The organism is Halogranum roseipondis, from assembly GCF_059695585.1.
This window is the reverse complement of sequence record NZ_CM185235.1, coordinates 2,929,098-2,949,901: the sequence shown is the minus strand read 5'-3', so window position 1 is coordinate 2,949,901 and position 20,804 is coordinate 2,929,098. Positions and strand designations below refer to the sequence as shown.

The 20,804-nt window shown below is 65.1% G+C and carries 15 protein-coding genes, 1 tRNA gene and 1 rRNA gene; 7 read left to right on the top strand and 10 right to left on the bottom strand.

Annotated features, from left to right (window positions below; translation table 11 throughout):
* Positions 1–45: 45 nt before the first annotated feature.
* The 3 genes from EOHIBHHM_RS15445 to EOHIBHHM_RS15435 all read right to left on the bottom strand — a co-directional run bounded on the left by EOHIBHHM_RS15445 (position 46) and on the right by EOHIBHHM_RS15435 (position 3,268).
* Positions 46–351, bottom strand: coding sequence for a DUF7999 family protein (locus tag EOHIBHHM_RS15445; protein WP_497252118.1), 306 nt, complete (start codon positions 349–351; stop codon positions 46–48).
* Positions 352–826: 475 nt separating this feature from the next.
* Positions 827–900: transfer RNA gene (locus EOHIBHHM_RS15440), tRNA-Tyr, on the bottom strand.
* Positions 901–928: 28 nt separating this feature from the next.
* Positions 929–3,268, bottom strand: a complete 2,340-nt coding sequence (locus EOHIBHHM_RS15435; protein ID WP_497252116.1) for an N-6 DNA methylase — start codon at positions 3,266–3,268, stop codon at positions 929–931.
* Positions 3,269–3,446: 178 nt separating this feature from the next.
* Here EOHIBHHM_RS15435 and EOHIBHHM_RS15430 point away from each other — a divergent pair, with 178 nt between their 5' ends.
* Positions 3,447–4,214 (top strand): hypothetical protein, encoded by a 768-nt coding sequence (locus tag EOHIBHHM_RS15430; RefSeq protein ID WP_497252114.1) that lies wholly within the window; start codon positions 3,447–3,449, stop codon positions 4,212–4,214.
* Positions 4,215–4,242: 28 nt separating this feature from the next.
* On the opposite strand, the gene EOHIBHHM_RS15425 is transcribed toward EOHIBHHM_RS15430, so the two are convergent.
* A complete protein-coding gene (locus EOHIBHHM_RS15425; protein ID WP_497252112.1) occupies positions 4,243–5,256 on the bottom strand; it encodes an AIR synthase family protein in 1,014 nt (337 codons plus the stop codon).
* 51 nt (positions 5,257–5,307) lie between these two features.
* On the opposite strand from EOHIBHHM_RS15425, the gene EOHIBHHM_RS15420 reads away from it, so the two are divergent.
* From EOHIBHHM_RS15420 to EOHIBHHM_RS15410, 3 genes are read left to right on the top strand one after another with little or no spacing between them, the layout of a single operon-like run.
* Positions 5,308–6,435 (top strand): DUF2332 domain-containing protein, encoded by a 1,128-nt coding sequence (locus tag EOHIBHHM_RS15420; RefSeq protein WP_497252110.1) that lies wholly within the window; start codon positions 5,308–5,310, stop codon positions 6,433–6,435.
* 47 nt (positions 6,436–6,482) lie between these two features.
* A complete protein-coding gene (locus EOHIBHHM_RS15415) occupies positions 6,483–7,535 on the top strand; it encodes a pyridoxal-phosphate-dependent aminotransferase family protein (RefSeq protein WP_497252108.1) in 1,053 nt (350 codons plus the stop codon).
* A gap of 6 nt (positions 7,536–7,541) precedes the next feature.
* Positions 7,542–8,663, top strand: a complete 1,122-nt coding sequence (locus EOHIBHHM_RS15410) for an MBL fold metallo-hydrolase (protein WP_497252106.1) — start codon at positions 7,542–7,544, stop codon at positions 8,661–8,663.
* 58 nt (positions 8,664–8,721) lie between these two features.
* Here EOHIBHHM_RS15410 and EOHIBHHM_RS15405 read toward each other — a convergent pair whose 3' ends face one another.
* Together EOHIBHHM_RS15405 and EOHIBHHM_RS15400 are read right to left on the bottom strand one after the other, a co-directional pair.
* Complete coding sequence (locus EOHIBHHM_RS15405) at positions 8,722–9,051, bottom strand: FxLYD domain-containing protein (protein WP_497252104.1); 330 nt, start codon at positions 9,049–9,051, stop codon at positions 8,722–8,724.
* Entirely contained in the window at positions 9,051–11,153 is a 2,103-nt protein-coding gene (locus tag EOHIBHHM_RS15400) for a DEAD/DEAH box helicase (RefSeq protein WP_497252102.1), read from the bottom strand. Before EOHIBHHM_RS15400 ends, EOHIBHHM_RS15405 begins: the two co-directional genes overlap by 1 nt.
* 203 nt (positions 11,154–11,356) lie before the next feature.
* Here EOHIBHHM_RS15400 and EOHIBHHM_RS15395 point away from each other — a divergent pair, with 203 nt between their 5' ends.
* The gene (locus EOHIBHHM_RS15395; protein ID WP_497252100.1) at positions 11,357–12,232 is read left to right on the top strand and encodes a hypothetical protein; all 876 of its coding nucleotides are present in this window, start codon (positions 11,357–11,359) and stop codon (positions 12,230–12,232) included.
* 92 nt (positions 12,233–12,324) lie between these two features.
* Here the strand turns inward: EOHIBHHM_RS15395 and EOHIBHHM_RS15390 are convergent, their stop codons facing one another.
* Together EOHIBHHM_RS15390 and EOHIBHHM_RS15385 are read right to left on the bottom strand one after the other, a co-directional pair.
* Positions 12,325–12,882, bottom strand: a complete 558-nt coding sequence (locus tag EOHIBHHM_RS15390; protein WP_497252098.1) for a hypothetical protein — start codon at positions 12,880–12,882, stop codon at positions 12,325–12,327.
* A gap of 315 nt (positions 12,883–13,197) precedes the next feature.
* Entirely contained in the window at positions 13,198–13,770 is a 573-nt protein-coding gene (locus EOHIBHHM_RS15385) for a hypothetical protein (protein WP_497252096.1), read from the bottom strand.
* A gap of 1,583 nt (positions 13,771–15,353) precedes the next feature.
* Here EOHIBHHM_RS15385 and EOHIBHHM_RS15380 point away from each other — a divergent pair.
* A complete protein-coding gene (locus EOHIBHHM_RS15380; protein ID WP_497252094.1) occupies positions 15,354–16,565 on the top strand; it encodes a Cdc6/Cdc18 family protein in 1,212 nt (403 codons plus the stop codon).
* A gap of 294 nt (positions 16,566–16,859) precedes the next feature.
* On the opposite strand, the gene EOHIBHHM_RS15375 is transcribed toward EOHIBHHM_RS15380, so the two are convergent.
* Complete coding sequence (locus tag EOHIBHHM_RS15375) at positions 16,860–17,630, bottom strand: helix-turn-helix transcriptional regulator (protein ID WP_497252092.1); 771 nt, start codon at positions 17,628–17,630, stop codon at positions 16,860–16,862.
* A 146-nt stretch (positions 17,631–17,776) separates the two neighbouring features.
* Entirely contained in the window at positions 17,777–18,337 is a 561-nt protein-coding gene (locus tag EOHIBHHM_RS15370; protein ID WP_497252090.1) for a TATA-box-binding protein, read from the bottom strand.
* An 869-nt stretch (positions 18,338–19,206) separates the two neighbouring features.
* On the opposite strand from EOHIBHHM_RS15370, the gene EOHIBHHM_RS15365 reads away from it, so the two are divergent.
* A 16S ribosomal RNA gene (locus tag EOHIBHHM_RS15365) occupies positions 19,207–20,678 on the top strand.
* Positions 20,679–20,804 lie beyond the last annotated feature (126 nt).

Sequence of the window (20,804 nt, the reverse complement as noted above, 5' to 3'; positions counted from 1 at the left end):
GCGGTCGTCGCGGGAGCGGTCGTCGCGGGAGCGGTCGTCGTGGCGTCAGTCGACGAGCTGGGCCGATCTGTCGCGGTGGCCGGACAGCCCCGCGTGCATGCTGACCGCTCGCCAGACGTTCGATCGGACGCCGACGGGTTCCAGTTCGAGCGGGACGGTCGCACCGACCGGCAGGGCGGCGAGCGTCCGTTCGAGGTCCGACGACGCGTATTCGACGAGATATCTCGTCGAGTTCGTATCGACGACCTCGACGGTCATCGTTCGGTGGTCGTTCATCTCTCGGGTGATGCGGACCGTCTCCACGTTCTCCGAGCTACGGGTGTGAGCCATGAAGAAACAGATAAGTTCCATACTATTAATACCTGACATTTGTAACGTTTTGGGGAAAATGGTGCCGGTTCCAGCCCCGGGGTGTGGAAACGACGTGTCAAATCTGAGGGCGTAGCCACCACGATCGGTCGCGCTGTGAGTTGCAGACTCGAATCAGTTCGAAGAGACGCTTCACTGCTCACGTCGGTCGCAGCAGAACTCCGCTCTCCCCGATTCGAACCCACGCGCTCCCGTTCGCTCGCGGTGCTCGCTCACCTCCCGCTCCCTATTCAAATCGAGTCGAGAACTTCCTCACATTCAACACCGCTCGCTACGCTCACGGATGTTGAAGTGCAGTCCGCTCTCCCCGATTTGAACAGAGCAAGACATTCCTGCTCGCCTCGCTTCGCTCGGCTGTGCGGGCTGTGACTTGCAGGTTCCCATCGGGGTTCAGGAGACTCAGAACCCGACACGACTCACTCGCTTCGCTCGTTCGTGTAGTGGCAGGACAAATGAGTCCGCTCTCCCCGATTTGAACGGGGGACAAGCCGATCTACAGTCGGCTGCTCTGCCAGGCTGAGCTAAGAGCGGTCACTGAATACTACGGCCGGTCTAAAACTTAAGAATTCTCATTCTCTCCCTCGACGAGCAGTCGTTCGACGAGGCGGTCGATGGTGGTCTGTACGGCCGCGAGCGCCGGAATCGCGGTAGGGTCGTACTCCCGTTTCGGGACGCCTGTCTGGTCCGCGACGACGTCGTGGGCGCGTCGCGAGAGTCGGGCCAGACGCCGCTGGCGATCAGTTCCGCGGTACGCAGGGAGCGACAGCCGCGAGACGACGCTCTTCGAGAGACCGGACTTCCCGCCGCCGGCGACGTCGTGGAGACAGCGCCGGTACGGCGCGGAGTTCAACAACGCGCAGAGGAAGTACGCCTCGTCGGCGTCGTCCGTCGGGAGGAACAGACAGTGGTCGCCGGGGACGACCGGTCGTTCACCGAGGTCGGGGTCGTCGACGGTCGAGACGACGGCGAACTGCGGCTCGAACCCGAGACGACACCAGACGACCTTGTAGTCGGCCCACGTGTACGGTCCGAGTCCGAACAGCGTGTAGAACGGCCCCCGGTCGAACCACGTCGAGGAGCGCTCGAGCAGACGCTCGCGGTGAGCACGGAGGTACGCATAGGTCCGGGGGGCAGTCGCGGCCAGCGACGCCTCGTTGTCCTCGCTCGCCCGCCGCATCGGCACCAGTTGGAGGTCGTAGCCGAACAGTCCGTAGCTGACGATGTGCCGGGACTTGAGGTACGGGTAGACGTGGTCGGGTTCGAGCTCCGAGAGCTGCGGGCGGTCGAGACCGAAGACGGCCTTCGCGTCGTCTTTCACCCCGTGGCGGATCTCGTGAGCGCACTCCCCGACCGCCCGCCGCTCGGCGTCCTCGCGCACCCACGACCCGGCCGAGTCCGCGGGATCGACCGGGCACAGCGCCGTCTCGGTCGTCGAGAGCGAAGCGGCCATCGCGTCGAGCGAGCCGAACGCCGGAGCGACGCCCTCCCGACGTCGCCAGCGCCGCATCGGGACGGGGAAGCGCGACGCGGTGTCGACAACGTCGGTAGAGTCGGCGACGTCGACGGAGTCAGTGGAGTCGGCGTCGACGGAGGCGGAACTCGTGGCGACGTCCGCCGTGAACCGGTAGACTGCGGCGTCGGCACCGACCTCCGTGCCGAACGGCGAGAGGCCGGCGAGGTCCTCGACGGCGTCGAGTCGGAGTCGCCTGTCGCCGACGCGGAGCTGGCGGAACAGCCGACCGGCCGACCCCGTCAACTGGTCGCGCTTGAGTACGAGGCCGGCCCGTCCGCCCCGACGGAGATAGCGGTCGAGACAGACCCACGCGAACGGCACCGAGAGGTCGTCGTTGGCGTAGCCGAGCAGGGAGTCCGGCCCGCGCGCCGGCAGCAGATCGAGCTCCGTCACGTAACCGTCGCGCCAGCGTTCCTTGACGGCGGGCGCGAGTCGGTCCCACGTCAGCCACGGCGGGTTGCCGACGAGCACGTCGACGCGCGGGGCGAACGACTCGCCGTCGAGGCGTGGAACGTCGTCGGTGAGCGCGAGCGCGTCGCCGAAGGCGACGGGAAGCCGGAGTTCGCGGGGAGCGTCGTCGCCGTCGGAATCTGCGGCGTCGAGGTCGGCGAGGAGTGGAGCGAGTGCGAGCGCGTACGCCAGCCTCGCACACCTGGCGGCGACGGGGTCGAGGTCGATACCGAACACCGAGTCGGTGATGCGGTCGACCGCCGTCGCGGGCGGACAGTCGAGTGCGCGACGCTTCGCCTCGACGGCGGCGACGAGGAACGCGCCGCCGCCACAGCCAGGGTCGAGGACGGTCGACTCGGCGTCGGCGACCTCCTCGGGGAGGGCGAGCGACGCGACGCCGAGCGGCGTGTAGTACTGCCCGAGGGCGAGTCGCACCGACTGCGAGATCGCTCGCTCGTACCCGTCACCGATGACGGCCGGGTCGGTCCGACGGAACTCGTCGGCGTCGAGGGCGGCGAACCCCGTGTCGACGACCGTCGACGAGTCGAGGTCGGCGGCGACCCGAGCGTGGACCGAGTCGAGCGAGACCGGGAAGGCGTCGGCCGTCGCCGTCGGGTCCGACTCGGAGAACGTCACCGCGAACGCCTCCTCGAACGACCGACGGAGACGCGTGAGCACGAAGTCGTAAGCGAGTGTGTCGACGAAGACGCGCCGTGCGGTGACGGACGTCTCGTCGTCGCCACCGGTGTGGCGATCGTCGGCGAAGACGGGGCCGTGGTGTCGACGGACGAACGTACTCCACGCCGCGAGCGCCTCCCGGAGCCGGTCGTCGCCGTCGGCGAGGAGCGCGCCGGCGGCCGCTCGATAGGCGCGCTGGACGCTCCCCTCGGGGGCGAGAACTCCCTGCAGGGGCCGCCGTACGTCGCGTCCGTTCATGGGCGATCCCGTCTAGATGGGTGCAGAACGGACTTAGTCGTACGCCCGAGCGGAGTCGGAACCATCGGGCGACGCGTCGCATCGAGCACGACGGTCACGACGGTCGCATACCCAACGCAGCCGAGCGTCCGGGTCGGAGGCCGCAGTCACTTTATCCGGGGGTTTCGTCCCGGAACCCATGGGAGAGGACCGACAGACCACGTTCGGCACGGACGGCGAGTTACAGACGGAGACGCCGCCGGAGGCGACGGGCGAGAACGACTTCGGCGAGGAGAAGGGGGGCGACGAGACGGACGGCGGCTACAGTCGCTACGTCGTCTCCAGTCTCCTCCAGAAGGCGGTCCGCCGCTCCGACGACGAGGTCGCCGCGTGGGCCGCGTGGGAACTCGCTCGCTCGGGGTTCGGCTGGAACCTCTGGGACCGCTTGAACCTCTACGTCGTCGAGGACCTGCGCGCCGGCCAGGACGTCGCACTCCACATCGAGCGGTACGAGGAACTCGCCGAGGAGTGGGAGATGGACTCCTGGCGCGGCCGACTCTGCGGCATCCAGGCCGCGCTCGCGGCCGCGCGGGCGACCTCCTCGCGGGAGGCGTCCAACGCCGACGAATATTTCAGAAAGGTCGCGGAGCAACGCGCCGAGGCGTACGAGCGCGGCGAGGAGCCGACCCACGACTTCCCGGTCGGCGACCTCACTATCGACGGCGAGTTCGACGCGATCTTCGACGGCCACACCGGCGAGGGAAAACGTCGCGGGCGCGGCACGGAGTTCTTCAAGACGCGCGGTGCCCGCGTCGGCCCCGAGGGCGAGGGGGAACTGAGCGCCCGCTGGCAACGGCTGGCGATGGTGCTCGACGAGACCGACTACACGGAAGAGCAGATCCGCCACGCCCTCGAAGCTGTTCCGGCGGACGCGAAGTGGGACGAGCCGTCGGAAGACGAGCTGTGAGTCGTCTCGCCCGAGTCGAGTCGTCGCCTCAGTCCCACAGGTCGTACATCTCGTCGCGCACGCTGCCGGCGTAGTGCTCTCCGTCGTAGACGACGCCTGCGCCCGGTTCGTCGGCTCCGTCGGCTTCCTCGGCCGCTTCCGCAGTCGCGACGACCGTCGCCGCGATCCCCTCCGCCTCGAGCGCCGCGAGCGTCTCGTCGACGTCGGCGGCGGGGACCGTCGCGAGCAGTGCGCCCGAACCGAGGATACGGAGCGGGTCGACGCCCATCGCGTCACAGAGCGTCCGCGTCTCCGGTCGGACGGGGAGTTCGTCGGCGGGTGCGCCGTCGAGCGCGTCGTCGAGGTCGAGACGAACCTCGGAGGCGCAGGCGAGTTCCACCAGCCCGTTGAGCACCCCGCCCTCCGTCGGGTCGTGCATCGCGGTCGAGACGGATGCGAGGACGGCGGACTCGGGGAGCACGCTGACGTCGTCGAAGAAGCCGACCGCACGGTCGACGACCTCGGCGTCGACGCCGGCCGCCGCCAGCTCGTCCCGGAAGTCGGTCGCGAGGACGGCCGTCCCCTCGATGCCGACACCCTTGGTGAGAACCACCGCGTCGCCCGGTTCCGCGCCCGACGTCGGGACGTAGCGGTCGGTCGGCCCCATGCAGGTCAGCGACAGGAGCGGGCGGTCGAGTCCGGCGACCGTCTCGGTGTGGCCGCCGACGATGGTGATTCCCAATCGCTCGGCCTCGGCGTCGAGTTGGGCGGTTATCTCGTCGAGCAGATCGACGTCGGGATCGGGCAGGAGGATCGTGCTCACCAGCCACTCGGGGACGCCGCCGCAGGCGGCGACGTCGTTGCTCGCGATGGCGACGCCGAGCGTGCCGATCCGCTCGGCCGCCAGCGAAATCGGGTCGGTGCTGACGACCATCGTCGACTCGTCGACGGCGACGGCGGCGGCGTCTTCGCCGTAGCCCGACCCGACGAGCAGGTCGTCGTTGGCCGCGCCCGTCCGCGAGAAGATGTAGCGATCGAGGTCCGCGGGCGAGAGTTTGCTCATGGTCTCCTGTGTGTGGGGTGTGCTTTTGTGCCTTCCCGTCCAGTGTCGGCAGTGAACCGAGAAGCCCTCCGAGAGCACTTCGAGTGGTTCGCCGACTGGGCGCGCGACACCTCCCCGCTCTATGCGACGCTCGCCCGAGACGTCGCCACCGACCCGGCGTTACTGGAACTGGCCGACCTCGTCCCCGTAGACCGCGCGCCGGCGAACGTCTTCTTCGCCGCGGTCCACAGTCTCCTCCTCGACGACATCGACCACCCGCTCGGCGCGTACTACCCGACCTGCGTCGCCGACGGAGACGCCCGCGAACCCGACGATGCGGCGTTCGAGTGGCTGCAGGCGTTCTGTGACGAGTATCGAGAGGAACTGGTCGAGGTGCTACCCACTCGTCGGACACAGACGAACGCAGTGAGACGCTGTACGGCGCTGTTGCCCGCCTTCGAGTCTGTCAGCCGGCAGGTCGACCGTCGGCCGCTCGCGCTGGTCGAAGTCGGTCCGAGCGCCGGGCTGAACCTCTGTTGGGACCGATACGGCTACGCGTACGAGCGTGCGGACGAAGCGGACGACAGCGGTGCTGCGGGCGGAACCGTCGTCTACGGCGACGCATCGTCGTCAGTTCGGTTGCGTTCGACGCTCCGCGGCGACGGCACTCCGCCGCTGCCCGGCTCCCCGGCGTCGCTCCCGCCAGTCGCCTCGCGCGTCGGCCTCGATCTCGACCCGCTCGACGTGTGCGACCCCGGCGACGTGACGTGGCTCCTCGGACTCGTCTGGCCGGAGCACACCGAACGCCACGAGTTGCTCCGCGCCGCCATCGACGCCGCTCGCGAGGACCCACCCGAGTTACGTGCTGGTGACGCACTGGAGTCGTTGTCGACGGCAGTCGACGAGATTCCGACCGAGACACCCGTCGTCGTCTTCGACACGCAAGTACGCTACCAGTTCGACGAGGCGATGGACGAGCGCTACCGTGGGCTGATTCGAGACCTCGGAGCGGACCGAGAGTTACACTGGCTTTCGGGTAACGAGGCCGTCGAGGACGTCGACGGAGGGTTGTGGCTGAACCACGCGACCGTCGAAGCCACTCGCGGTGGCGGCGACCTCGTGAGTCGGCGAGTCGCGGCCTACCAGCAACACGGTCGGTGGGTCGAGTGGGTTGGTGACGAACGAAGCAGAGTGCAATGACGACGGCGACCCCCACGGCTAAGCCAGTCCCCACGAAACGGCCGACCATGCAGATGACTCCCGGCCCGACGGCGGTGCCGCCGCGGGTCCGCGACCGGATGAGCGACCCGATGCCGAACCCCGACGTCGAGCAGTCCTTCTTCGACACCTACGACGAGGTCTGCGAGAAACTGAAGCGCGTCTACGACACCGACGACGACGTGATCGTGATGGGTGGCGAGGGAATCCTCGGCCTCGAGTCCGCCATCGCGTCGACCGTCGCCCCCGGCGACGAGGTGCTGTGTGTCTCGAACGGCCTCTACGGCGACGGCTTCGCCGACTTCGTCGAGGACTACGGCGGCGAGGCGACGGTCGTCGGCGCCGACTACACCGACCCGCTGGACGTGACGGGCGTCGAGGCGGCGCTGGCGGAGGGCGACTACGACGTCGCTACGATGGTCCACTGCGAGACGCCGACGGGGACGCTCAACGACGTCGCGCCCGTGCTCGAACGGTGCCACGACCACGACGTGTTGACGGTCGTCGACGCCGTCTCCTCGCTGGGCGGGACGCCCGTCCCGAGCGAGCACATCGACGTCAACATCGGCGCGTCGCAGAAGGCGTTCAGTTCGCCGCCGGGGCTGACGACCGTCGCCGTCAGCGACCGGGCGTGGGACGTCGCCGAGGAGCGCGACCCGAAGTCGCTCTACACGAACCTTCTCCCGTGGCGGGACACGAGCGAGCAGTTCCCGTACACGCACCTCGTCGCCAACGTCGCGGCGCTCGACGAGTCGCTGTCGATGCTGTTGGACGAGGGGCTCGACGTCGCCTACGACCGCCACGAGACGGTCGCCGCCCACTGCCGCGAACGAGGAGAGAAGCTCGGGCTCGAGCTCTACCCCGACGCCGAACGCAGTTCACCGACGGTGACGGCGTTCCACCTGCCGGGCGAGGCGAAGGCGGTCCAGTCGGAGTTGGCGGAGGAACACGACGTCGTCCTCTCGACGGGGCTCGGCGACCTCGCGGACGACATCCTCCGTGTGGGCCACATGGGCTACAACGCGCAGGTCGAGAAGGTCGACCGGGTGATGGACGCGCTGGACACGGTGCGCTCGGAGTGAGTCGCAGTGGGGAGTAACGTCGAGCGCGTCAGTCTCGCGGCGGGGAACCCCGAGGGGGAGAACAGCGCGTACGTCCTGTCGGACCGAAACGCGGTCGTCGATCCCGGGCCGCCCACGGCGGAGGCGTGGGATCGACTCCGTGCTGGAATCGAGGCGGCCGGACTCGGGGTCGACGACGTCGAGTACGTCTTCGTCACGCACTGGCACGTCGACCACGCGGGACTCGTCCCGCGGCTCGTCGACGCGACCGAGGCGACGGTCGTGATGCACGAGCGGGACGCGCCGCTCGTCGCCGACTACGCGGCCGAACGAGCGGAGCGCGTCGACCGCGACGCCCGCCGGTTACGGCAGTGGGGCGTCCCCGAGTCGGTCGTCGAGGCGGTGCAGTCGGGCGACCGCCCCTCGCCGATGCCCGACTCGCTCGCCGACGACCGCGTCGAGTCCGTCGTCGACGGCGAGACGGTCGCGGGCGTCGAGACGGTCCACACGCCGGGCCACACGCTCGGGCACGCGGCGTTCGTCGCCGGTGCTGGAAGCGGCAGCGGCGGAACTGCCGCCGTGACGCCGTTCGTCGGCGACCTCGTCCTCCCGACCTACACGCCGAACGTCGGCGGCGGCGACACGCGACTCGACGACGCGCTCGCGACGTATCTGGAGAGCCTCCGGCGGGTCCGCTCCGTCTGCGACCGCCTCGGCGTCGAGGAAGTCGCGCCGGGACACGGGTCGCCGCTCGCGTTCGGCGAGCGAGTCGACGAGATCGTCGCCCACCACGACGAGCGGAGTCGGCGGACCGTCGCGGCGCTCGGCGAGGTCGTCGACGAGAGCGGCAGTCCCGACGCCGAGAGAGAGCGTTCGGACGCCGGAGCGACCCCGTGGCAGGTCGCTACGCGACTGTTCGGCGAGATGGAGGGCATCCACGCCAAGATGGGTGCGGGCGAGGCGGCGTCGCATCTCGAACTCCTCCGAAAGCGCGGTGCAGTCGAGCGGGTTCGGATCGAAGCGGACGGGAGAGATGGCGTAGAGAACGCAGGCGGCGTAGAGAACGCAGACGGTCAGACCTCGGAGCCGCGTCGCTATCGCGTCGTCGACGCCGGGAGGGCCGGTGTCGACGGAGTCGAAAGTAGCTGAAAACGGGTGGCCACGAGGAGACGGTCGAGAGGAGGCGACCGAGAATCGGGAGGCCGTCTCAGACGTCGAGCGTCCCCTCGGTCCGCTCGGTCTCGCCGTCGGCCGTGATGGCGATGTCGAGCTGCGCTCCCTGTGCCATGAGCGCGACTCCCTGCGTCGGACTCACCGAGAGCGTGTAGGCGAGCTCCCGCGTCTCGCCCGGTTCGAGGTCGCCGACGTCCGCCTCGACGGTCTCGACGTGGTCTCCCGCGGCGGCGATGTCGAGCGCGATACTGACGTCGGTCGCCGGGCTGTCCGACGTGTTCGTGACGGCAGCGGTGACGTCCCGCGAGAACGTGCCCGATTCCTCGACGTTGACGAGTTCGAAATCGAAACGGTCGGTGTACATCAGTCGTCTCTCATCTCGACATCGTCGGTGGAGTGCCCTTCGGTTTCAGTCTGGGTCTCGGTCCCGCCCTCGCCTTCGGCATCAGTCTCGGTTTCGGTCTCAGTCTCACCCTCGCCTTCGGCATCGGTCTCGCCCGGAGTCGACTCCGAGCGACGTTCGGCCGTCGCCTCGTCGAGCAACTCCGTGTCGTCGCGTTCGGTCACGCGGATCCCCTTCTCGGCGAGGTGGCGCATCTGTCGCTGGGCGAAGTCCTCTTCGCTCGTTCCGCGGGTCGCGAGTACGTAGACCAGCGCGCTCCCGGTGGGACGCATCGTCCGACCGGCGCGTTGAGCACCCTGTCGCCGGGAGCCGCCGAGGCCGGAGGCGACGACCGCGAGTTCGGCGTCCGGGAGGTCGATCCCCTCGTCGCCGACCCGCGAGATCACGAGCGTCCGAATGTCGCCGTCGCGGAACGACTGGAACAGCTGTTCGCGGCGGTAGTGCGGCATCTCGCCGCTGACGAACGGGACGCCGAGTTCGTCCTCGAAGTACCGTCCCTGATCGAGATAGTCGACGAAGATCAGCGCCTTCGAGTCGGGGTGTTGGGTGAGCAGCCGCTCGACTGCGTCGAGCTTCGCGGGGTTCGTCGCCGCCAGCATGTGCCGTTGGCGGCCGTCGGCGCTGCGCCACTCGTTGAGCGACGTGTCGTCGGTCCACGGGACGTAGCGGATCTCGACCTCCGGTTCCTGGACGAACCCGGCGTCGAACAGTTTGTCCCAGTCGGTGCCGATAGGCGGGCCGATGAGCGTGAAGATCTCCTTCTCGCGGTCGTCCTCGCGGACCGGGGTCGCCGAGAGGCCGAGACGGTGTTTCGCCTGCAGGTCGGCGCTCCGCCGGTAGATACGGGAGGGGACGTGGTGGACCTCGTCGTAGAGGATCAGCCCCCACTTCCGCGAGTCGAACAGCGCGCGGTGGCGGTCCATCCCCGCGGTCTGGTACGTCGAGATGGTGACGGGGCGGATCTCCTTCTCGCCGCCGTGGTACTCGCCGATCTGCTCCTCGGTGAGCGTCGTGTGTGCGAGCAGTTCCTCCTTCCACTGGGCGGCGAGTTCGCGACTCGGGACGAGGATCAGCGTCTCGCCGCCGATAGCGGTCAGAACGCCGATGCCGGCGACCGTCTTGCCCGACCCGGGGGGGGAGACGAACACGCCCGAGCGCTGCTCGAGGAAGCGGTCCACCCAGTCCTGCTGGTAGTCTCGGAGGTCGATGGTGAGGTCGACGTCGAGCGGGTCGCCGGTCTCGAGGTCGCGGTCGTCCTGGACGGGGTAGCCTGCGTCGTAGAGGATCCGCTTGATCTCGGCGACTGCGTCGTCGAAGACCCAACACTCGGTGTCGGAGAGGGGTGCCTGGATATGGTCCTCGTCGAGTTTCTGTCGGGCGACGTTGCCCATCAGGTTGTCCGTGGCGGCTTCGAGCACGGTGTAGCCGTCCTCGTGGGTGGAGAGAGTGAACTGGTGGGCGCGCTTCCACTGCGATTCGACCCACTCCTCCAGATGTGGCGAGCGCCGCGGGAGCACGGATCGGATGCTCGTCAGGAGGCCGTCGAGCGTCTCGAACGGTGCCTGCCAGACGTCCTCCTGACGGATCTTGTAGAGGTAGCCGCGGCCGCGGTTCCGCTGGCGGGCGGAGTCGGAGCGCTCGCCCGTCGCGTCGACGAGGTGGGCGAACTGCGAGAGCTGCGCGCGAGTGTACTGGGTCGGTTGGTCGACGACGATCTCGCGTCGCTCGGAGAACAGGACGACCCGTTCGCGACTCGCGACGTCCTCCCACTCCGTGGGATACCAGACGACCGGATCGGCCTCGACGTCGACGCGGGTGACGAGTCCGTCGCCGGCGAGTTCCTCGAGCGCCGCCATCGCCGCCGCCTGCGAGCAGTCGAGTCGACGAGCCACCTGCTGGGCGGTCATCACGGGGCGACCCTCGGCCTCGATCGCGTCGTAGAACGTCTCCAGCGAGACGGGCGACGTCGCCGGATCGCCGCTCGTCGGTGGACCGTCGCCGTCCCGGGTCGGAGTGTCGGTCGTCTGCGCGTCCGGGTCGCCGGAGCTGTCCCCGTCAGTCATCGGTGGAGATAGCGGTGCCAACGGGAAACGGCTTGCGAACCCCGCGGGACAGTCCGCTTGTGAACCCCACGAGACGGTCCGCTTGCGAACCCCACGAGACGGTCCGCTTGCGAACCCCACGAGACGGTCCAGATCCTCCGTGGACGCGAGACCGCCGCGCGTCGCGCACAACCGTATTGTGTGTCGAGTCCCAACGAGAGGCGATGACAACCGACGCGTCGCTCCTCGCCGCCGCACTCGACGTCTGTGAGCGGTCCGGCTACCGGATCGAACGGCCTGACCGAGGGTGGCTCCCGGACGCCATCGCGACCGCACCGACGGACGCTGCGGGCGGTTCGACGGCCGAATCGCTGTTCGGTGACACCGACGCACCGATCGCGGTCGAACCGCTCGGGGCGACCGACGTCGAACCGACGACGGTGATCTCGCGGCTCTGGGACAACAGCGACGACGGTCGGCGGACGCTGTTCGTCGTTCCCGGCGGTGAGGCCGACGCGCTCGCGGAGACGGTGTCGGGACTGCTCTCGGAACCGGCCTGCGTCGCCGCCGAGGACGACGACGGCTGCCGGACGTTCTACAACGGTCCGGACCGCATCGCGCTGACCGGCGGTGGCTACGCTCTGCACAAGACGACCGACCCGGAGTTCCGGTGGTTCGAGGAACTCGGCGACGACGGAAGAGGAGGTGAGACCTCCGGACAGGCACGAACGGTGAGCGACGGCAAGCGTACGGGGAGCGACGACAAGCGTGTCGTCCTCGCCGACGGCGACGAGGAGGTCGCCGTCTTCGACGACGTCGACGGTCTCGGCTGCCCGCCGGCGTCGGCGTTTCCCTACGCGTATCGGCGGAACCCCCGTGACAAGTGCTTCCACGTGACCGACGCCTCGGGACGCGAGGTGGGCGTGTTCACCGACGTCCGATCGCTCCGCGCCGCCGCCTACGAACCGGTCCCGATGCCGTTCGTCCCCGAACATCTGTTCGACGCGCCGGTCCGGTCCCACTGGGGCGTCCTCGCCGTCGACGACGACAGTCCGCGGCTGTACACCGCCGGCGGACGGCAGATTCTCGACGTCGAGTGACGACAGCCCTCGAGCTTCGAGATCGAGTAACGACGACCTTCGGCTCCGGCTTCGAAGTCGACGTCGGCGTCGAAGAGAGAGAGAGACGACCGTTATCCGGACCGGAGCTCGCGCCGAGGGCTGTAGGAGAGTCGTTTGAACGTCTGTTCGAGCGGGGCGGTATCGATGCAGTCGGGGAACTCCTCGAGCGTCCGGAACGCGTCGACGTAGACGTACTCGACCGGTTCGTCGGGCGTCTCGGTGAACACCTGCCGCGGACCGTCGTCGCCGATAGCGGTGAACATCCGCCCGTCGGGGTCGATCTGGGGGGTGACGTCGTGTTGCGTGTAGAGGGCGACGGTGAACAGCGCGCCCGCCAGGGGAACCGGTCCGGCGGTGAGCTGCCACGTCACGTCGCGGTCGGTGTACTCGACGGTGGCGACGTAGCCGTCGGCGAAGCGAAAGCACTCGACGACCTCCGTGCCGCGCCGCCACCGTGCCTCTCTCCGGGCGAGCCACGCGCGCTCCCACTGTGTCGACTGTGTCTGCGTGCGATACGGGGGGGTCAAAAACGAGACACCGCGACGAGTCAGGCGGCCGGTCGAACGGGTGAGACCGACGAGTGACCGAGACGTGCGTGTCCAGAGACGGTGGACGATCGATTCGCTCATACTGATTGCGCTCCCACGGCGGTACCGGATCCACGACGGAACGAAACGAGTCGAAGCGTTCGCTCGGTCTCTCCCGATCGTCTCGCGAGTTGATGCGGTCGTTCGTCGATTGCTCGTGGTCGAATCCGCCAGCCGCCGAGTGAACAGAGATACGTTCGCCAAGCAGTTATAGTTCAGCCTCGCGAGACGCCGTCTCGAATCGGTGAGGACGGCGATCAGGGACAGCCCAGCGAACGGCGACACCGACCGTATGGAGGCGAGAACGCCGTTCGACGCCGTCGTTCGACCGTTCAGCGGCGTCGTTCGACGATACTTTCAACGACGACGTTCGACACAGCGCTGTCCGCACAGCGAAGCCTTCGATCTGAAGCGAGCGTCGCAGTCGACACAGACGACGTAACCCGCTCCCGCTGCCGTCGTAACACGGTGATTTCCGACTTCGAACGGACTGTCGACGACGCGAGGGCGGATACGTTCCGGAATCTGTCGATCGCGGTGGCGACTCAGATCCGCACGGAGTTGGATCGTGTGGAGATCGTCGTCGCTCCAGCGGTCCGACGAGCGAGCGATAGACCAGGAGTCGATTTCGGTCCACCCGGTGACGACGACCGGAGAAGACGTCTCGGTGTCGCCGACGACGACGACGAACCGAACTCCGTCACGGAGGAGTGCGAAGCGCCAGCCGTCGGTCGAGTTCCAGCGGAGCTGTCCGGTGCGGATCGACTCAGCGACGACCGGCAGCGTGACGTATCTGCCCGTCTGTCGGAGACGACGACGAAAGTGGTTCGTGAGGGCGTACGCGCCCGGATCACGGAGCGGGACGTCCCACGGCGTACGCCGTGAGTCGGACGTCGGCGGGTCATCCGCCCGACTGTGATGTGTAGCCACGGCCGACGATACGTACTCGACGAATATCGTGTTTACGCCCAAACGTCTCGGTCCACTACATCGGATTTCCTCACTACGCCCGAGTCTTCCACTACGTCCGAGTCTTCCACTACGTCCGAGTCTCGTCTCACTGCCCTCCACGTTGGCTCGGCTATCGGCTCCCTCTGACAGCTCCGATCCATAGAGCCCGTTCTCTCGGTGGCGCTGACCGAGAGTCGTTTCCTGGGTGGTCGCCCACCGGGTTTCTGCTTGGGTAGAGAGGACCTTCGTGAGGTCGAACCTCGTGCTCACGACGGAGTCGAGCTCGTCGATGAAGCACCGTCGTCGCCGGTCGCCTTCTCGGTTGTGAGAGACACCACGTTTCCGATGAAACGGAGCGTCGAGACCGGAAACAGCGAACGGCGGAGTGTACCGGGAACACACCACGTTTCCGGTGAAAGCGGTGTGATGACGTGCACTCAAGTGAGGGAAAAGATCACTCACGGTCGTCCGATAGAAGAGATCGACACGGACCACCACACCACGTTTCCGGTGGAAGCGACGCTGGGAGAGCAACCGACAGCGACCGCTTCGCTCAGGGAGACGTCGGAGACAGAGAGGCCGCTTCGCTCGGTAGACCTTCTCGTCGTTTCGTTCGTCCTTCCCTCTTCTCTCGTCGTCTATAGTAACGAGTGCACGTCGTCACACGTCCGACCGCCGTCGTGCGGTCGGGTGTCAACAGGTACACGAGCTACTACAGATGTGATCTCGCTCGTCGAGTTGGCTATCTCGCTACGTTTGTTTCGGTCATACTGTCGATCTAAAGGCAGTCTATAGGTAGGATCCGGCGGCGGCGCGTTCATCGGAAACGTGGTGTGGGAACGCTTCGCCCGACGGCGAACCACGATCGAGCCACGTCCGCTACTAGCCCGGTGCTAGTCCGACATCGGCCCGTGTCGGTTGAGAGAGAGAGAGGTGGAGGAATGACAGAGACATGGCCGAGAGACAACAGAGTGAGAACGGACACACCGTATTTCCGATGAAACCGGTGCGCGAACTGGTCGGGTGTCCAAGTGGTGGAAGAACGCTGCTGGCGAACTCGAGACAGACGGACAGACACACCACGTTTCCGGTGAAACGGGGAAAGAGGGGGAGCCGTTTCGTCCCTGAGAGCGTCGAACCGAGGACGACGACCGCACCATTTGACTGTCGGAGAACAGATAGAGTTAATACACCAAGTCGAGAAAAGTCCACCAAGTCATCTGCAAAAATAGTATAGTAGACTCTGCATATCACTGGACTCGAAAGAGAGTACGGAAATTGACTCGGTTCGACAGTCGAAAGAAGTCGCTGGCGACGTCTCCCAGCCGACCCGACTGATCGAGCTCCTCGCCGATTCGTCTGTTTTAGGAGGGAAAATCGGTGAGAGCGTCCGTTCGCGTGGATAACTCGGTTGCGGTAGAGGGAAAAACACACTACGTTTCCGGTGAACCGAAACCTCCGTTTCGACTGGGCATTCCCCTCTCTCTCACCCCGTTCACCGGAAACGTGGTGTGTGTGTCTAACTCGAAAGGGGAACTGATTTCACCGGAAACGTGGTGTGGATGGATATGTCCGACACTGGGGACAATCTCTTCACCCGCGAAGACCCCATCTTCGCGAACAAGGAACTCCTCGAGATCAGTCATCTCCCGGGGGAAGGTCGTATCGTCGGCCGCGACGACGAGATCGCCAACCTCGCCAACGCGGTCAACCCCGCCATCTTCGGGCAGAGCCCGAGCAACGTGCTCATCTACGGGAAGACGGGGACGGGGAAGTCACTCTGTGCGAAGTACGTCTCGCAACGACTCGTCGACACCGCAGGCGAAGAAGGCGTCAACGCGACCTTCGCGTACGTCGACTGCGCACAGGACACGACCGAGACACAGGCGGTCCAGACGATCGCAGACAGCGTCAACGACGCCGAAGACACCGGGATCAAAGTCCCCGACAAGGGGCTCAGTACCTCGACGTACTACAAACGACTCTGGCGGATTCTCGACGCCCGGTACGACGTCGTGCTCATTCTCCTCGACGAGATCGACAAACTCGACGACGACGACATCCTGATGCAGCTTTCGCGAGCGGGCGAAGCGGGGAAGATAGCCGACTGCAAACTCGGCGTCATCGGCATCAGCAACAAGATCCAGTACAAAGAGCGAATGGACGAACGCGTCAAAAGCAGTCTCTGTGAACGAGAGTTCGTCTTCCCTCCCTACGACGCGAACCAACTCCGCGACATCATGGACGCCCGGAGCGACGCCTTCCGCGACGACGTGCTCGACCCCTCGACGATTCCACGTGCTGCCGCCCTCGCTGCCCGAGAACACGGTGATGCGCGGAAAGCGATCGACATCCTCCGTTACGCCGGTGAGATCGCACAGGCGAAGGGTGCCTCGACCGTCCGAGAGAACTTCGTCACCCAGGCCCGCGAACGTGCAGAGACCGACCGGTTCCGAGAACTCATCCGTGGATCGACGCCTCACTCGCGATACGTGCTCCAAGCACTCGCCGTTCTCTCGCTCTCGAACGAACGGAAAGACGGGTTCCGAACCAGTCGAGTGTACGAAATCTACGAGAGTATCTGCCGACAGGAGGGATCCGACAGCCTCTCACTCCGCCGCGTCCGTGACCTTCTGAAAGAACACGCGTTTCTCGACATCATCGAACAGTCCAAACACAGCGGCGGGAGCGCAGAAGGAAGCTACACGAAGCACCAACTGTTGGAAGATCCCGAGGTCGTCAAAGACGTTCTCACCGAGAAAACGGAAGGGTGACCCCACGGCGAGAGGGGAGAAAGTGGTCAGCGGGGACCAACCGCCTTCACGTCCGCTGCAATCTGACTCTTGGTGACCGTCGACTTATACTTTATTACTGTACTCAGTGATCAAAATAATCACTCGGCATCGACACAGTCACGAGTGACGAACCCAATCACGATTGTCGAAACCGACGGAACTGCCAGCCTCGAGAAACAGCCCACTAGGCGGTCACTCTCGAGTGCCTCCCCGAGGAGATAGCCGTTCGTCGAGTCCGCTGCTCCGAGATCAGGATCGCTGCGGAGACACTGATTACTCCACCGGTCGGGCCGACCGTCGATAGTCGTCGTAGACGTCTCGTGCCCACGCGAGCAACGACTCGCTGTTGCCGTCGACGCAGGCGACGAGACTGCTCTGTTCATCGTACGCAGCGACGTAGGCGTAGTCGTCGACGACAGTGAGTCCGAAGTCGATGTCGCTAGGTGTCAACAAGAGCTCGAACTGGTCGAGCTCGTTCGCCCGCTGTAGCGCGTCGGGGTACTCTGACTCCGAAACGGAGAGCACCGAGTCGTCGACGACGAGTTCCATCTCCGTCTCCGGCCCGATGATCGCCGCCGCCGCTTCGTTGTAGACACGACTCACGACCGGCGTGATCCCGACGAACGAATCGACTGGTTCCGACCCCAACACGGTGAGATATCTGTCGATCGGGGCGTGTGGGTCGGTGGTCGTTGCTTTCGTCAACGTCACCTCTCTGTATCTCTCGATCGGGAACCCCGCTGCGATCGATCCAAGATGGGTCAGAAACGTTTCTAGCTGATCTGCTCCCCGGACGACGTCGGCGAACTCGTCGTATTGCTCGAGGACGCTACGCCCACCACACGTCAAGTGGTACCGACTGTCGGACTGCGCTACCCACCCGCGTTCGACGAACCGTCCGAGCGTTCGCTGTGCCGTCTCTCGGGCACAGGAACACTGTTCGGCCAACTCTGTGGGTCGATACGGGCGCTTTGCCAACGTCCGAAACAGCTCGACTCGACTCTCCGAACCGACGAGAAACGCGATGTTCTCACGTGCACCCATTGTTGAGCACTACGAACGCACCGGTATCACCGTTTCGGGACTCTACGCTGCTCTCTCGGCGATCGGGGTCTACTGGGACGACGAGCGACGCACGTCACCCAGCACGACAAAAGGGATCTCACGACTCGGTCGTCGACCGTCTCAGCCTATCCTAACAAGCCGAGATTCTCGATCCGCTCGACGATCTGCTCGACGGCGGTCGCCGCGTCGTCGGTCTGCTTTCCACCGGTGATGACGATCTTTCCGCTTCCGAACAGCAGAATGACGACCTCCGGTTCGTCCATCCGGTAGACGAGTCCCGGGAACTGCTCGGGTTCGTACTCGACGTCTTCGAGTCCGAGCCCAATGGCGAGCGCGTTGAGATTCAGGTTGTGTCCCAGGTCGGCGCTGGAGACGATGTTCTGAACAGTGATCTCGGGGTCCTCCTCGACCGGGATGCTGAGGCCGCGAAGCTTGTCGAAGATGATGTCCAGCGCCTCGTGGACGTCGTCGATGCTCTTTGCGCCCGTACAGACGATCTTGCCGGAGCGGAAGATGAGTGCGGCCGCCTTCGGATTCTGGGTTCGATAGACGAGGCCGGGGAAGTTGTCGGGGTTGAAGTCGGCGCCCGGAAGGTCGTCGGCGAGCGCCTCCAGATCGAGCTCCTGACCGATACCCGTCGATGCAACCACGTTCTGAATCTCGATGGAATCTGCCGGCGACGTCATGTTTGTTACTGCTTCTCCGCGCTCCCTTATAAAGGCCGGCCTTATAAAGTGCGTTTGCCGCTTCACGCACGTGTGCACGTACAAGTACTGACTCGGAACTGCTGGTCGACGATCGCCGTTGGACCTTCGGGTTAGTCGGGCGATCGTCGACTCGGCTCGGCCGCTCCTCCGAACTATCGTACCCTGCCAAACAAGTCACTTGATTGACCGAACGCCGTCGTTCAGTCGAGTAGGTGATGACGTGCATTCGTTGCGATAGCGACTCTCGCGTGGGATGAGAGCGTGTGTCTGAGGCGGTTTTCTTCGGCACCCTTTTATGAGTCACTCTCCTCGAAAGAGATGCGAAGGGCGCTCGGGTCTCCCCGGGCGTCCCGGACGTGCCGCGCCCGGTTCACACCGGTCGACGGCGCGCCCAGTCCGAGTCCGAATCCGAATCCCTTAAGTGGGACTCGGCACTCGTACTGAAGTACGCGGACGTCGGCGAAATCGAACGACGACGCCGACCTCGATTCGGTGCCCTTAAGTGGAAACGGGCACTCGAACACGATACAGACACACCGCGACTGCGGGCCGTTCAACCCGGCCCGCGATCGGACACCCTGAACACGGCTTCGGTGCCTTTAAGGTCCCGAACCACCAACGTTCAGGTCCGAAGAAGATGAGGATTCCGCCCCTGCGGTCCGCCGTACACGACGGAATCTGACGTTAGCCTTGATAGTTCGGTGATACCCGATCGGTCACTCGACTCGATCGACACACCGAACTTGGACCTTGCAATTGCACTCTTTACAGAGTGTATGGTGATTCCCACTCGTCAGAGTGGAAATCCCGCCACCCCCTCTCTCTGCCCCCAAACAGAGAGAGGAAACATTCCGGTTGATCCTGCCGGAGGTCATTGCTATTGGGGTCCGATTTAGCCATGCTAGTTGCGCGACTTAGATCGCAGCGGAAAGCTCAGTAACACGTGGCCAACCTACCCTGCAGAGGAGCATAATCTCGGGAAACTGAGGCTAATACTCCATACCGCTCTCACGCTGGAATGCAGAGAGCTCAAAACGCTTCGGCGCTGCAGGATGTGGCTGCGGCCGATTAGGTAGACGGTGGGGTAACGGCCCACCGTGCCGATAATCGGTACGGGTTGTGAGAGCAAGAGCCCGGAGACGGAATCTGAGACAAGATTCCGGGCCCTACGGGGCGCAGCAGGCGCGAAACCTTTACACTGCACGACAGTGCGATAAGGGGACCCCAAGTGCGAGGGCATATAGTCCTCGCTTTTGTGTACCGTAAGGTGGTACACGAATAAGAGCTGGGCAAGACCGGTGCCAGCCGCCGCGGTAATACCGGCAGCTCAAGTGATGACCGATATTATTGGGCCTAAAGCGTCCGTAGCTGGCCGCGTAGGTTCGTCGGGAAATCCATCCGCCCAACGGATGGGCGTCCGGCGAAAACCACGTGGCTTGGGACCGGAAGGCTCGAGGGGTACGTCCGGGGTAGGAGTGAAATCCCGTAATCCTGGACGGACCGCCGATGGCGAAAGCACCTCGAGAAGACGGATCCGACAGTGAGGGACGAAAGCTGGGGTCTCGAACCGGATTAGATACCCGGGTAGTCCCAGCCGTAAACAATGCCAATTAGGTGTGGCACCGACTACGAGTCGGTGCTGTGCCGTAGGGAAGCCGATAAATTGGCCGCCTGGGAAGTACGTCCGCAAGGATGAAACTTAAAGGAATTGGCGGGGGAGCACTACAACCGGAGGAGCCTGCGGTTTAATTGGACTCAACGCCGGACATCTCACCAGCATCGACTGTAGCAATGATCATCAGGTTGATGACCTCTATGTTGAGCTACAGAGAGGAGGTGCATGGCCGCCGTCAGCTCGTACCGTGAGGCGTCCTGTTAAGTCAGGCAACGAGCGAGACCCGCACTCCTAATTGCCAGCATCACGTTCGCGTGGATGGGTACATTAGGAGGACTGCCGCTGCTAAAGCGGAGGAAGGAACGGGCAACGGTAGGTCAGTATGCCCCGAATGTGCTGGGCTACACGCGGGCTACAATGGTCGGGACAATGGGTTCCTACCTCGAAAGAGGATGGTAATCTCAGAAACCCGGTCGTAGTTCGGATTGAGGGTTGAAACTCACCCTCATGAAGCTGGATTCGGTAGTAATCGCGTCTCAGAAGGGCGCGGTGAATACGTCCCTGCTCCTTGCACACACCGCCCGTCAAAGCACCCGAGTGAGGTCCGGATGAGGCACTCGCAACGAGTGTCGAATCTGGGCTTCGCAAGGGGGCTTAAGTCGTAACAAGGTAGCCGTAGGGGAATCTGCGGCTGGATCACCTCCTAACGACCGAGACCAGGCCGACGTGCCTGGCTCACTTCACAGTCATAGGTGGCACTCCAAGTTCGATACGTCGCCGACCGAGCGCCCGATCGGGCACCTACGAACTATCAAGGCTGACACTCCTCGC

Bases quoted from the DNA above. Each gene is read 5' to 3' on its own strand.
- EOHIBHHM_RS15445 (WP_497252118.1), bottom strand. From the start codon at position 351: ATGGAACTTATCTGTTTCTTCATGGCTCACACCCGTAGCTCGGAGAAC.
- EOHIBHHM_RS15430 (WP_497252114.1), top strand. From the start codon at position 3,447: ATGGGAGAGGACCGACAGACCACGTTCGGCACGGACGGCGAGTTACAG.
- EOHIBHHM_RS15415 (WP_497252108.1), top strand. From the start codon at position 6,483: ATGCAGATGACTCCCGGCCCGACGGCGGTGCCGCCGCGGGTCCGCGAC.
- EOHIBHHM_RS15380 (WP_497252094.1), top strand. From the start codon at position 15,354: ATGGATATGTCCGACACTGGGGACAATCTCTTCACCCGCGAAGACCCC.
- EOHIBHHM_RS15425 (WP_497252112.1), bottom strand. From the start codon at position 5,256: ATGAGCAAACTCTCGCCCGCGGACCTCGATCGCTACATCTTCTCGCGG.
- EOHIBHHM_RS15405 (WP_497252104.1), bottom strand. From the start codon at position 9,051: ATGTACACCGACCGTTTCGATTTCGAACTCGTCAACGTCGAGGAATCG.
- EOHIBHHM_RS15390 (WP_497252098.1), bottom strand. From the start codon at position 12,882: ATGAGCGAATCGATCGTCCACCGTCTCTGGACACGCACGTCTCGGTCA.
- EOHIBHHM_RS15370 (WP_497252090.1), bottom strand. From the start codon at position 18,337: ATGACGTCGCCGGCAGATTCCATCGAGATTCAGAACGTGGTTGCATCG.
- EOHIBHHM_RS15400 (WP_497252102.1), bottom strand. From the start codon at position 11,153: ATGACTGACGGGGACAGCTCCGGCGACCCGGACGCGCAGACGACCGAC.
- EOHIBHHM_RS15435 (WP_497252116.1), bottom strand. From the start codon at position 3,268: ATGAACGGACGCGACGTACGGCGGCCCCTGCAGGGAGTTCTCGCCCCC.
- EOHIBHHM_RS15395 (WP_497252100.1), top strand. From the start codon at position 11,357: ATGACAACCGACGCGTCGCTCCTCGCCGCCGCACTCGACGTCTGTGAG.
- EOHIBHHM_RS15375 (WP_497252092.1), bottom strand. From the start codon at position 17,630: ATGGGTGCACGTGAGAACATCGCGTTTCTCGTCGGTTCGGAGAGTCGA.